Source organism: Caulobacter ginsengisoli (genome assembly GCF_030814835.1).
Lineage (GTDB): Bacteria > Pseudomonadota > Alphaproteobacteria > Caulobacterales > Caulobacteraceae > Caulobacter > Caulobacter ginsengisoli.
Genome location: NZ_JAUSVS010000002.1, coordinates 83,200 through 95,617, shown reverse-complemented (window position 1 = coordinate 95,617; position 12,418 = coordinate 83,200). Strand labels below are relative to the sequence as shown.

Annotated in this window: 13 protein-coding genes; 3 read left to right on the top strand and 10 right to left on the bottom strand. The window is 68.7% G+C overall.

What is annotated here, in order from left to right; translation table 11 throughout:
• Positions 1 to 97: 97 nt before the first annotated feature.
• The 4 genes from QO010_RS05865 to QO010_RS05850 form a co-directional block, all read right to left on the bottom strand.
• Positions 98 to 445 (bottom strand): hypothetical protein, encoded by a 348-nt coding sequence (locus tag QO010_RS05865; protein WP_307347279.1) that lies wholly within the window; start codon positions 443 to 445, stop codon positions 98 to 100.
• A 10-nt stretch (positions 446 to 455) separates the two neighbouring features.
• Entirely contained in the window at positions 456 to 1,094 is a 639-nt protein-coding gene (locus QO010_RS05860; protein ID WP_307347275.1) for a peptidoglycan L,D-endopeptidase MepK, read from the bottom strand.
• A gap of 1 nt (position 1,095) precedes the next feature.
• On the bottom strand, positions 1,096 to 2,667 hold the full coding sequence (locus tag QO010_RS05855; protein ID WP_307347272.1) for a L,D-transpeptidase family protein: 1,572 nt from the start codon (positions 2,665 to 2,667) through the stop codon (positions 1,096 to 1,098).
• Between the two features lie 88 nt (positions 2,668 to 2,755).
• Complete coding sequence (locus tag QO010_RS05850; protein WP_307347270.1) at positions 2,756 to 3,925, bottom strand: acyl-CoA dehydrogenase family protein; 1,170 nt, start codon at positions 3,923 to 3,925, stop codon at positions 2,756 to 2,758.
• Between the two features lie 212 nt (positions 3,926 to 4,137).
• Between QO010_RS05850 and QO010_RS05845 the strand changes: the two genes are divergently transcribed.
• A complete protein-coding gene (locus tag QO010_RS05845; RefSeq protein ID WP_307347267.1) occupies positions 4,138 to 4,653 on the top strand; it encodes a phage tail protein in 516 nt (171 codons plus the stop codon).
• Positions 4,654 to 4,684: 31 nt separating this feature from the next.
• Complete coding sequence (locus tag QO010_RS05840; RefSeq protein ID WP_307347264.1) at positions 4,685 to 5,764, top strand: phage tail protein; 1,080 nt, start codon at positions 4,685 to 4,687, stop codon at positions 5,762 to 5,764.
• A 12-nt stretch (positions 5,765 to 5,776) separates the two neighbouring features.
• Here the strand turns inward: QO010_RS05840 and upp are convergent, their stop codons facing one another.
• From upp to QO010_RS05820, 4 genes are all read right to left on the bottom strand, one after another.
• Positions 5,777 to 6,412 carry a uracil phosphoribosyltransferase gene (gene upp / locus QO010_RS05835; protein ID WP_307347261.1) on the bottom strand — a complete coding sequence of 212 codons (636 nt, stop codon included), beginning with the start codon at positions 6,410 to 6,412 and terminating at the stop codon, positions 5,777 to 5,779.
• A gap of 12 nt (positions 6,413 to 6,424) precedes the next feature.
• A complete protein-coding gene (locus QO010_RS05830; RefSeq protein WP_307347260.1) occupies positions 6,425 to 7,633 on the bottom strand; it encodes a DUF1688 family protein in 1,209 nt (402 codons plus the stop codon).
• Complete coding sequence (locus tag QO010_RS05825; RefSeq protein ID WP_307347257.1) at positions 7,620 to 8,876, bottom strand: GTP cyclohydrolase II; 1,257 nt, start codon at positions 8,874 to 8,876, stop codon at positions 7,620 to 7,622. The genes QO010_RS05830 and QO010_RS05825 overlap by 14 nt, the downstream gene beginning before the upstream one ends.
• Positions 8,877 to 8,991: 115 nt before the next feature.
• Entirely contained in the window at positions 8,992 to 9,171 is a 180-nt protein-coding gene (locus QO010_RS05820) for a hypothetical protein (RefSeq protein ID WP_307347255.1), read from the bottom strand.
• A gap of 240 nt (positions 9,172 to 9,411) precedes the next feature.
• Here QO010_RS05820 and QO010_RS05815 point away from each other — a divergent pair, with 240 nt between their 5' ends.
• The gene (locus QO010_RS05815; RefSeq protein ID WP_307347252.1) at positions 9,412 to 10,443 is read left to right on the top strand and encodes an adenosine deaminase; all 1,032 of its coding nucleotides are present in this window, start codon (positions 9,412 to 9,414) and stop codon (positions 10,441 to 10,443) included.
• Here QO010_RS05815 and QO010_RS05810 read toward each other — a convergent pair.
• Together QO010_RS05810 and QO010_RS05805 are read right to left on the bottom strand one after the other, a co-directional pair.
• Positions 10,433 to 11,200, bottom strand: a complete 768-nt coding sequence (locus QO010_RS05810) for a glycine zipper 2TM domain-containing protein (protein WP_307347249.1) — start codon at positions 11,198 to 11,200, stop codon at positions 10,433 to 10,435. The two genes, QO010_RS05815 and QO010_RS05810, sit on opposite strands and share 11 nt — an antisense overlap.
• Before the next feature lie 69 nt (positions 11,201 to 11,269).
• Positions 11,270 to 12,418 carry an acyl-CoA dehydrogenase family protein gene (locus QO010_RS05805; RefSeq protein ID WP_307347246.1) on the bottom strand — a complete coding sequence of 383 codons (1,149 nt, stop codon included), beginning with the start codon at positions 12,416 to 12,418 and terminating at the stop codon, positions 11,270 to 11,272.

Genomic DNA, 12,418 nt, shown 5'->3' with positions numbered 1-12,418 from the left:
CTGCCCTACGCCTGCACAAGATGCCGAACAGCTGTTTTAGGCCCGTTTTGGGCGAAGGCAAACGCTCTGCGACAATAAATCCCTTACCGGCCAAGCCCTATTGGGATGGGGCTCGCGAGGTCATGCCGGCCGAGGCCGCGTCGTCGGGATCGAGATTCTCCGAATCCGGAGCGATGGTCGGGGATGGCGCGGCGGACGAGGTCGGCGCTGGCGGCGCGTCCGTCCCGGTCGGCGATCCGGCCAGGACCGGCGCGGCGGGCTGGGCGGCGCCGGGCGCTACGGGCTGGCTGACCGGCGGGGCGACGATGGCGGACTGGGCCTGGACCGGGGTCTCGGGATCGCGGGCCAGGAAGGCCAGCATCGCCAGGGTGGCGATCACGCCCAGCAAAAAGCCGCTGATCAGCCAGGTGAAACCGCCGCCGCCGCTCTTGGTCTTCTCGGCCATCTTCGCCCCTCTAGCTGCCCTGCCAGGTCCGCACCGGACCCACGTCCACATGGATGAAGTCGGAATCCGGATAGATGCCGACGCCACCGCCCTTCAGGCTTAACGCCGTCTGGTGCAGGCCGGTAAGCGATACGTCGATGAGGCGAAGGTCAATGGCCCTCCCCTCCATGTGCTGACTTTTCTTGGCGACCTGTGGCCCGTCCGGATTGGCCGCGGCGCTCTGGTCGCGCAGCATCTCGTTGGTCTCGGGCGAGCGGAAGGCCGAGATGATCCGGTAGGGCTCGCGCGTGCCCGTCGCCGCCCGCAGAGTGCACAGCAGGTCGAGCAGGTTATTGTCGATGAAATGCTCTTCCTGGGTGCGGAAGTCGCGCAGCAGGTGGCGGATCTGGGCGATTGGCTCGCCCAGATAATAGCCGTCGGCCCAGTAGACGACGTCCAGGTCCTCGAGTGTGTGCAGGTGGCGGAACACGAGCCGGCGCGGCCCCGGCGGCGGCTGGCGCACGGGCGTGGGCGCCCTGAACGGCGCTTCCGGCGGGATGGGATCGGCTGGCAGCGGCGGCTGGACGTCCTCCGCCCGAACCATCCCGGCGGCGGCCAGGCCCAGGCCCGCGCCCAGGCCCAGCAGTCCCCGCCTGGGGATCGTCACCATGTCAGACCGCGCCGCCCTGGGCCGCGATCCGCTGGATCAGCAGGCCGTCCCAGCCATAGGGGTCGCCGCGGAAGTTCATCTGGCCGTCCTGGGTCATGTAGGCGGTCCAGTAGAGCAGGAAGACCGAGATCGGCCGACCCACCGGCACCCGCACCGTCTTGCCGGTGGCGATGGTCGCGTTGATCTGTTCGGGCGTCCAGACCGGGTCCCCGGCCAGCAGGGTCTCGGCCAGCAGCCGGGGCTTTTCGAGGCGCACACAGCCGTGGCTGGCCAGGCGCGTGTAGCGGCCGAAGGTGGTCTTGGTCGGGGTGTCGTGCAGATAGACGGCATAGGGGTTGGGGAAGTCGAACTTCACCACGCCCAGAGCCGCGTTGGGCCCGGCCGGCTGGACGATGCGCGAGCCGCCGGCGCCGTCGGGCATCAGCACATAGCCGTTGCGGCGCAGATAGCCGGGGCTGGCCCGCTCCTTGGGCCACAGCTCCTTGGAGGCGATGGACGCGGGGACGTTCCAGGGCGGGTTGAGCACGATGGTCTGGATTTGCGAGACCAGCATCGGCGTCTCATTGCCCGGCCGGCCAGTCACGGCCCGCATCGACAGGATGGGCTCATCGCCCTGGAAGAGGCTGAGCACGGCGGCGGCGATGTTGACCTGGATACGGTCGGACGGCAGTTGCTGGGGCAGCCAGCGCCAGCGCTCCATATTGGCGATGATCTGGCCGATGCGCTGGTCGACGGGGATGTCCAGGGCGGTGCGGGTCGCATCGCCAATGGCCCCGGTCGGCTCCAGCCCAAAGCGCTTCTGGGCCCGCTTCACCGCGTCGGTGAGGGCGGCGTCGTAGATCGGATCGCCGGGACGCGCCGCGCCGGGCGCGGGCGGCGGGGCGCCGGGGGCCTGGGGCGGCACGGTGGAGACGGTGGCGGGGACAAGCCGGTCCTCCACGGCCAGACGGGCGCGCAGGGCCTCGACCTGGGGACCGGTGGCGCCGGGCTTCAGGTCGCCGACGACCGGCAGCGAGCGCCAGCCGCCCCGCGCCTCGATGCCGCGATAGTTGGCCAGGCCCCGTTGCAGAGTCTGGTAGCCGGTATAGGGCGGCGGCAGCGAATTGAGCCAATCCTGCAACCGGTCGGCGGCCACGGCCTGCACGAAGCCGGGGGTCGGATCATAGGGCTGCGGCTTGAGACCCCAGTCCTCGCGGAAGCCGCTGATCTGCAGCCGGCCGCTGTGCACGGCCTTGGCGTAGCGCAGGGTGGCGTTGACCAGGCTGGCCTGGTCATTGCCGGCCGGAGCGAACTCTCCCGGATCGAAGCCGTGAGCCTCGCCCTGGCTCAGGGCCTGCATCAGCAGTTGCGCCTGGTCAGGCCGCAGGACGATCTGCAGGGGACCTGGCGTGAAGGCCTGGGACTGCGGCGGCAGGGGCGCGGTCGGCGGCGCGACCACCGGGGCCGGCGGCAACCGGGTCGGCAACGGGCCGCGAACCGGCGGCGACTGGGCGAGGCTGGGGGCAAGGCCGAACGTCATCATCGCCGCCGCCAGGACGGCGGTGACGGCTCGGCGGCCTGTCTTTTTGATCACTGACGTTTGCCCCGCATAAATCTCACACCCAAGTCTAACGCCCGTCACCGCTCTTAAGCTCCCGCATGCCCCTCAGCAGGCGAGTTGGTCAGAACGACTTGGGCATGCCCAGCACATGGGTGCCCACATGGCTGAGGATGAGATTGGTGGAGATTGGGGCCACTTGGTAGAGGCGCGCCTCCCGGAACTTGCGTTCGATGTCGTATTCCTCGGCGAATCCGAAGCCGCCGTGTGTCTGAAGACACATATCCGCCGCAAACCAGCTGGCTTCCGAGGCGGTCATCTTGGCCATGTTGGCTTCCGTCCCGCAGGGCTGACCCGCATCGAAGAGGCCAGCGGCGTTGTCGACCATCAGGGCGGCGGCGGTGATGCCCACATAGGCCCTGGCGATGGGGAACTGGATTCCCTGGTTGGCCCCGATCGGCCGGCCGAACACCTCCCGCTCCCGGGCGTAGGCGCTGGCGCGGTCGACGAAGAAGCGGCCATCGCCGATGCACTCGCTGGCGATCAGGATGCGCTCGGCGTTCATGCCGTCGAGGATGTATTTGAATCCCTTGCCTTCCTGGCCGATCAGGTTCTCGGCCGGAACCTCCAGGTTGTCGAAGAACAGCTCGGTGGTGGCGTGGTTGAGCATGGTGCGGATCGGCCGGATGGTCAGGCCCTTGCCGACCGCCTCGCGCATGTCGACCAGCAGCACACTCATGCCGTCCGAGGCCTTGGCGACGTCCTCTCTGGCGGTCGTGCGGCAGAGCAGGACCATCAGGTCGCTGTGCTCGGCCCGCGAAATCCAGATCTTCTGGCCGTTGACCACATACTTCTCGCCCTCCCGCCGGGCGAAGGTGCGGATGCGGGTGGTGTCGGTGCCGCTGGTCGGCTCGGTGACCCCGAAGGCCTGCAGCCGCAGCTCGCCCGAAGCAATGGCCGGCAGATACTTCGCCTTCTGCTCGGGGCTGCCATGCCGAAGGATGGTGCCCATGGTGTACATCTGGGCGTGACAGGCGCCGCCGTTACAGCCCGAGCGATGGATCTCCTCCAGTACCGCCGTCGCCGCCGACAGGCCAAGGCCCGAGCCGCCATACTCCTCGGGGATCAGCACCGACAGGAAGCCGGCCTCGGTGAGGGTGCGGACGAACGCCGTCGGATATTCCCGCTCCCGATCCAGGGCGCGCCAGTATTCGCCGGGGAAGCCGGCGCAGAGCTTGCGGACGGCCTCGCGGATCTCGGGGTGGCTGGTTCCGGGCTGGGCGGGTGCGGTCATGACCTGGCTGGCCTAATCCCTACGGAGCGCCCCGCCAAGTCCTCACCCTAGGTGAGATCGCTCCCGTGCGACCGATCAATCTGGAAATTCCTGGATTTGCCGGCCCGATCATGTTTCAAAGCAATTCCCTTCCTGATAGAAACTGCATCAAGAAACTCGCTTAGATTAGCACCCAAGCCAGCGGCCGGCTTGCCTGATCAGGAGACCTTCGGATGACCGAGGCTTATGTGGGCGAAATCCGCATGTGGGGGGGCGATGTCGCGCCCGACGGCTGGATGTTCTGCAACGGCCAGCGCCTGACCGACCTCGAATATCCCGAACTCTACACGGTGATCGGCGAGACCTATGGCGGAGACGGCGCCGGTGGTTTCAACCTCCCCGACCTGCGAGGCCGCGTCCCGGTGCACAAGGGAACCCTGACGAGCGGCCAGACCTACCAGCTTGGCCAGAAAGGCGGCGCCGAGCGGGTGGTCCTCACCCCGGATCAGCTTCCCGTCCACAATCACCCCATGAAGGCCTCGTCCGGGCCGCCGGTCGACCTGCCCACCGGAGCGGCCCTGGGTCCGGCGTTCGGCGGGCCCGAGGAGACCAAGACCTATGGGACGGACGCGCCGGTCGTGGCCCTGTCGCCGGCCGCCTCCACCATCGCCGGCGCCGACCGCGCCCACGAGAACATGCAGCCGTTCTCGGTGATCAGTTTCATCATCGCCTTGTCGGGCTCGCGTTAGCCCCCGCCTGACCCCCTCCGGGAGCCCGATCATGTCCGACCCCTACCTCGGCGAAATGCGGATGTTCGCGTTCGACTTCACCCCCAGGGACTGGGCCCCCTGCAACGGACAGATTCTGCAGGTCTCCAACTACCGGACCCTGTTCTCGCTGCTCGGCGCCCGCTACGGCGGCGACGGGCTGAACACCTTCGCCCTGCCCGACCTGCGCGCCCAGGTCCCGGTGCATCAGGGCCAGGGCGACGGCCTCAGCCCGCGAAAGCTGGGCGACCATGGCGGCGTCGCGAACGTCACCCTGGGCGAACCGGATCTGCCCCGGCACAGTCATTCCATGCAGGCCAGCGGCAGCGAAGCGACCACCGCCCAGGTGGCGGGCCAGATGCCCGCCAGCGGACGGTCCGGCGTGGAGCCGGACACCGCCGTGGTCGCCTTCTATTCGACAACGCCGCCCAACGTGAAGATGAACCCCGACGCTATGGCGATCGATGGCGAGGGCGGTTCGCACCCCAACCTGATGCCCAGCCTCTGTGTCGGCGTCTGCATGGCGATGGCCGAGCGGCAGGCAGTCGCGCCGACACCCTATATCGGCGAAATCCGCATCATCGCCGGCGACCGCATCCCCAACGACTGGGCCCCGTGCGATGGGCAGATCCTGCAGATCAGCCAGTACAAGCCGCTGTTCAGCCTGCTGAGCAACCGCTACGGCGGCGACGGGATCACCACCTTCGCCCTGCCGAACTTCCAGGGCCGCACGGTGGCGCACACCGACCCCACCATCCCTATCGGCACGGCCTTCGGGACGGAGGGGCATGTGCTGACCAGGGCCCAGATGCCGGCTCACCGCCACATCCCGCAGGCCAGCGACGTCCCGGTTGGGGCGACGGGGGCCGGCAGCACCCCCGGCCCCACCAAGGTCCTGGCTCCCGCCCGGGCCGCCATCAAGAGCGGCGGCGAGCGGGTGGTCCAGCTCTACGGCGCGGGCCCTCTGGACCAGGCCCCGAAGGACACCGCCATCAAGCCGGCCGGCGCCGGCCTGCCGCACGAGAACAGGCAGCCCTTCCTGACGCTGCAGTTCATCCTGTCGATCTACGGCATTATGCCGTCGCCGCACTGAGCGGCGGTGGGGTCAGCGCGTCCCGTAAAGCCGGTCCCCCGCATCCCCCAGCCCCGGCACGATATAGCCGTGGTCGTTCAGCCGCTCGTCGATGGCGGCGGTCCAGATCGGGCAGTCGGGGTGGGCGTCGTGGAAGTGGGCGATGCCTTCCGGCGCGGCGAGAAGAACGACCAATCGCAGGTCCTTGACCCCCGCCTCCTTCAGCCGCTCGACGGCGGCCACGGCGGTGTTGGCGGTGGCCAGCATGGGGTCGATGACGATGACCTGGCGGTCGGCGATGTCTTCCGGGGCTTTGAAATAGTATTCGACGGCGACCAGGGTCTTGGGGTCGCGGTAGAGGCCGATATGGGCGACGCGGGCCGAGGGGACCAGGTCGAGCATGCCTTCCAAGAGACCCATGCCGGAGCGCAGGATCGGTGAGAAGACCAGTTTCTTGCCGGCCAGTTTCTCGCCCTGCATCCTGGTCAGCGGGGTCTCGATCTCCACCGGCTCCAGGGCCAGGTCGCGGGTGGCCTCGTAGCAGAGCAGCGAGCCTATCTCGCGCATCAGATGGCGGAAGGTCTTGGTCGAGGTCGAGACGTCGCGCATGACGGTCAGCTTGTGACGGACCAGCGGGTGATCGACGACGGTGACTTTGCTCTTGGACATTGGCAGGCCCCTCTAGAAGACGGTTCCATCGCTGAGGATGGTGAAAGGCGGACCGCCGTCGGACCGGCGCTCCTTGGCGGTGATGCGGCCGGCGGCCCAGGCTCCGCCCTCGAGCAGGCGGGCCAGCGGGAAGTCGGCGGCGGAGAGGCCCAGCCGGTCGCGGACCAGCGGCGCCAGTTCGTCCAGCAAGGCCACGGTCAGCGAGCGCCAGCCGACCACCAGCGGGCCGGAGACGGCATGCGGCCGCTCAGCCATGGTGGAGTCGGTGGGGACCAGCACGGCCATGTCGAAGAACAGGCCGCCATTGCGGTATTCGGCCAGGCCCGTCAGGCCGTCGATGTCGTAGACCTCGATCCCGGCCCACTGCAGCGGCTCGATCAGCGAATAGCTCAGCCATTGCGACAGCTTGTGCAGCGGCACGAAGCCGTCGCCTGGCATGGCGGGGTGCGGCCAGCAATCGCCCAGCGGCACGCCGCCCAGGCTCGGGCGGTTTTCCCAGACGGGACCCAGGGCTTCGAGCAGCACCTCAAGGATCACCGGGGCGGGCAGCCGGCCGTTCTCGGCGCGGGCGGCCATGGCGTCGAATAGGCCGCCGGGGCGCGGCGCGTCGTTGAGGGCAAAGAGGTCGGGCCTGGCCTTGGCCTGGGCGCCCAGCCGGCGCAACAGGCCGGCCCGGCCTTCCAGGCCGACCAGCGGATTCTCCGGCGTGACCTGGAAGCCCTTGGCCAGGGTTTCGGCGGTCAGGGTCTCCAGGGCGTCGGCCCGCAGCGGGTCGCTTGTCGTCGAGAGAGCGCCGGACTCGAACAGCCGGAAACTGGCGATCGCCAGGCCTTCCGAGCGGCTGGTGGTCGTGCCGGTCGGCTCATCGCAATAGCGCCAGGCCATGCCGGCGCCCGCGTCGAGCAGCACCGAGGTGATGGCCAGATCGAAGGCCGCCCTCCCCTTCGCCGCCGCATCCGGCCAGTCGCCGAGGTCGGCCCACAGATCGTGGCCGTCGACAAGAAAATGCCGCCAGCGGGCGTGGAAGGGCACGTTCAGATCGGGGTAGCGCTGGCGCACGACCTCGGCGACGAAGTCAGCCACGGCCGGCAGCCGCGACAGGTCGACCCGCCAGTCGGCGAGCCCCCCATCGAGGCCGATCTTCAGCATCTGGTGCGCCCGCTGACGCACCGCCTTCGCCGACAGCAGCGACCGCGCCGCCGCTTCCTCAGAAGTCTTCAAGATCACGTCCCACGACCTTGCTCAGGTCCTCGACCGTGGGCGGGGCTTCGGGGCTGTAGTAGCCGGCGGCCTTCTTGGCCTCCATTTCCACCGAGGCGTCCTCGGGGATCAGATAGGCCGGGATCGGCACCCGCTCGCCGATCTCGATGCCGCTGCCGACGATGGCGTCGTACTTCATGTCGCTCATCGAGATGAAGCGATCGATCCGCCGGATGCCCAGCCAGTGCAGCACGTCGGGCATCAGCTGCTGGAAGCGGGCGTCCTGCACGCCGGCGACGCATTCGGTGCGTTCGAAATAGGTCGCCGCCTGGTCGCCGCCCGGCTGGCGCTTGCGGGCGTTGTAGACCAGGAACTTGGTCACTTCGCCCAGGGCCCGGCCTTCCTTGCGGTTATAGGCGATCAGCCCGCCGCCACCGTTTTGGGCTTCGCGGATGCATTCCTCTATACCGTGGGTCAGGTACGGGCGGCAGGTGCAGATGTCCGAGCCGAAGACGTCCGAACCGTTGCACTCGTCATGCACCCGGCAGGTCAGCCGCCGGGCCGGGTCGGCGATCGCCGCCGGGTCACCGAAGATGTAGAGGGTGATGCCGCCGATCGGGGGCAGGAAGACCGAGACGTCCGGCCGGGTGACCAGCTCGGGATACATGCCACCGGTCTCTTCGAAGAGGGTTCGGCGCAGGACGGTTTCCTCGACCTCGAACCGCTCGGCGATGCCGGGCAGGTACCAGACCGGATCGAGGGCGGCCTTGGTCACCGCCACGTCGCGGCTCTCATGGATGACCGTGCCGTCGATCTTCAGCCGGCCGCTGTCGATAGCCTCGCCGATCTCGGGCAGGGTCAGGCGGGCCTTGGTGACCGCGATGGTCGGGCGGATGTCGACGCCCTCGGCGATTTCCTTGGAAAAGTCGCTGGCGATGCGGGCGCCCCAGGGGTCGAGCGAGACGATCTTCTTGGGATCGGTCCAGCTGGGATAGGGTCCGAACTCGGTGACCGGCGAGGTGTTGGTCAGGTCCGGCCTGACCAGCGGGTTCATCGCCCCCGACGAAATGGCCAGGGCGCGATAGACGCTGTAGGCGCCGCCATGAGCGCCGATGGCGTTGCGGTCGCTGCCGGCGTTGACGGTGGCGATCACCGGCCCGCGTTCCTGGGCGGTCGCGGCGCCCCAATGGATCGGGAATCGGCTGGGCGCGCCTGCGCCCGGATGGGAGGTCAGGCGGATATGGCCTGTGCGGTTTACAGACATTGTTCTCGTGCGCGCCCCTAGGGCGATCTCCAAAAGGAAAAAGCCCCGCGCCGGGTTCGCCGGCGGGGGGCCTTTGAGCGGAGATAGTGGTCCGGTTTCAGCGACTTGGCAAGAGTCAGGGCAGGCGGAGCACCGGCTGGTCGTCCTCGAACACCTCGATGGCCTGGTGGTGGTCGGATTCGTCCAGCCAGGCCTGGGCGTGCCGCCGGGCCTCGTTCTCGTCGGGCGCCTGGACCAGCTTCAGGGTCGGCGCCGAATAGCGGACGTCGTGAATGTAGAACGAAAAGGTCCGCACCAAGAGACTTTCAGCGATGAGGGGAGCGTAGGACTGCGACATGGTCGAGCCGATCTGGACTTGCGTCGGTGACGCCGACGACCTGGGAAGTCTAGACCTGTGCCTGCCTCGCGTGGAAACACTTTGGATGACGTACACGCGATGCTGCGAATTGCGTCGCCTCGCCGACAGTGCCCAGCCTCCCGCTTGACCCGGGCGGCCGGCGCGCCCGAAATAGCCGGCCGTTTGAGAGGACCGCCGATGGCTGACGAGACCTTCGACCTGGACGCCTTCGTCGCCGGCCTGCCCAAGGCCGAGCTGCATCTGCATATCGAGGGCAGCCTCGAGCCGGAACTGATGTTCGAACTGGCCAGGCGCAACGGCATCACCCTGCCCTTCGCCAGCGTCGAGGCCATCCGGGCCGCCTACGCCTTCTCCAACCTGCAGGACTTCCTGGACATCTATTACCAGGGCGCCGGAGTGCTGCAGACCGAGCGGGACTTCCATGACCTGGCCATGGCCTATTTCACCCGACTGAACGCCGACGGCGGGCGCCATGCCGAGATCTTCTTCGACCCCCAGACCCACACCGACCGGGGCATTCCCTTCTCGGTCGTCGCCGACGGCCTGCTGGCCGGCATGGCGCAGGCCGAGCGGGAGTTCGGCATCTCCAGCAAGCTGATCCTCTGCTTCCTGCGCCACCTGGACGAGGAGGCGGCGTTCGCCACGCTCAAGGCGGCCGAGCCCTATCTGAACCGCATAACCGGCGTGGGGCTGGATTCCTCGGAAGTCGGACACCCGCCGGCCAAGTTCGAGCGGGTGTTCAAGGCGGCGGGCGAACGCGGCCTGCTCAAGGTCGCCCATGCCGGCGAAGAGGGGCCGCCGGAATACGTTTGGGAAGCGCTGGACCGCCTGCGGGTCGACCGCATCGACCACGGCAACCGCAGCCTCGAAGACGCGGCCCTGACCGCGCGGCTGGCGGCGCAGGAAATGACCCTGACGGTCTGCCCGCTGTCGAACCTCAAGCTCTGCGTCGTGAACGACATGACGGCGCATCCGCTGAAACGGATGCTGGATCTCGGCCTCAAGGCCACGGTCAATTCAGACGATCCGGCCTATTTCGGCGGCTATCTGAACGCCAATTTCGTGGCCGTGGCCAAGGGGGTGGGGCTGAGCCGCGCCGACCTGGCGACCCTCGCCCGCAACAGCTTTACCGGCTCGTTCCTCGACGAGGAGCAGGTCGCCCTGCGCCTCGCCGAGGTCGAAGCCTACGACGCCGCTTTTAGCGGGTAATGCGGTAACGGCCGCGGTTGTCCGGGCAGACCCGGACGTAGCGGTAGTCGGACGTGCCGTTGTAGTAGGCCGGGGCGACGGCCAGGCGGCAGCCGCGACGGGCATAGTAGCGGTAGTTGTAGCGGCCGCTCGAGGAGGCGCCGCGATAATAGCCGCCCTCGTTGTACGGATAGGTCTGGTTGTAGCTGTAGTAGTAGCCGCTGCTGTCGCACTGGGCGGTGCTGCGGCCGACGCTGGCGCCGACGCCAGCCCCGATCACCGCGCCCAGGACCGCGCCTTCGGTGCGGGCGTTGCGGGCCGCGACGTTGGAGCCGATGGCCGCACCCGCCAGGGCGCCGATCACGCCGCCCGTGGTGGTGTTGTTGCTGCGGCGACGCTCGCACGGGCTGTCGCGATAGCGGTCGGGACCAGGGCCATAGCCTTGAGCGTAGCCGTCGTTGCTCGGCCGATAGCCTTCATAGCGCCACTCGCCATACTGACGGACATAGGATCCGGGGCCGTAGCGGGCGTCATAGTCGGCGCGATCACGTTCCCACTTGGCCCGGCGGGCTTCGTAGTCGGCGCGTTCAGCCTCGTAATTGTCCTGGCGGTCATTATAGGCGCTGCGCTGGTCCTGATAGGACTGTTGCTGCTGCTGATACTGCCGCTGCTGGGCGCGCCAGGCGTCATAGCCGGGCGAGCTGTAGCCCTGGGCCGAGACCGTGCCGGCGGTGAGCGCCAGGACCGTGACCAGGGTGAGCATGGGGGTAGTTTTCATAGACGTCCTCCGATGAGTGCCGCCCCCTGGCTCGATGGTTTACCTAACGCCGATATACGCTGTCGGTTGCTACAGCATGGAATCCCGGGTCGGCTGGCCCAGCAGCACCCGCCCCGCCAGCTCCCAGCTGGCCGGCGCCACCATCACGTGGTGGGTCATGACATTGGCGTCGCGGAAGCGCCGCTGCAGCTCGCTGTCCAGGAACACCGCCTGGCCGCCCAGCAGGTCGTAGGCGGTGCGGCAGACGTCGGCGCAGGTCCTGGCGGCGTGGGTGCAGGCGAGGCGCAGCCGGGCCCGCAGGTCCTGGGGGATGGGCCCGCCGGATTGGGCCGCGTGCCAGCACAGGCCGACGGCCTCGTAGAACAGCGCCCGGGCCGCCGACAACGCCGCGACCGCCTGGGCGAACTCGGCCTGGGTCATGTTTCGCTCGGCGAGCGTGCGCTGCGAGCCCTCCGAGGACTTGGCGGTCGCCTGCTGGCCGGCCGCCAGCAGGGCGGCGCGGGCGTTGCCCAGGGCCACGGCGGCGATGCCCATGGCCAGCAGCCCGAAGGCCGGAAACTTGAAGGCCGCGCCCTTGACCAGCAGCGGGTCGCTCTGCAGGGCGACCGAGCGGGTCTTGGGCACGCGGGCCTCGCGGACCGAGAAGTCCAGGCTGCCGCTGCCGGCCAGGCCCGCCGTGTACCAGGTGTCGTGCAGCTCCACCTGATCGGCCGAGAAGACCATCATCCGGTGCATCGGCTGGCCCTCGGCGTCGAGCCGGGGCTTGTCGCCGTCCATCAGCATGGCCCCGCCGGCGATCCAGCGGCAGTTCTGGGTGTGGCTGCCCCATTTCCAGCGGCCGGTGACGACATAGTCGTCGCCATCCTCGACCGCCCGGCCCATCGGCGCGAACACCCCGCCGGTGATGACGTTCGCTTCGCCATAGATATGCCGGGCCTGATCGGCCGGAAGCCGCGCCGCCAGCGAGGCGGTCGTGGCCGAGATCATCAGGCACCAGCCGGCCGAGGCGTCGGCCTGGGCCAGGGTCTCGATGGCGCGGGCCACGTCGACCGGCGAGGTCTCCAGCCCGCCATACTCGGCCGGGACCAGCATGCGGAACAGGCCCGCCTCGGCCAGTTTCTGCGACAGATCGGCGGGCAGGCGCCGGCCGGACTCGATCTCGGGGGCCCGCTGGCGGACCTCGGCGGCCAGGCTCTGCGCGACGGCGACGACATCCAT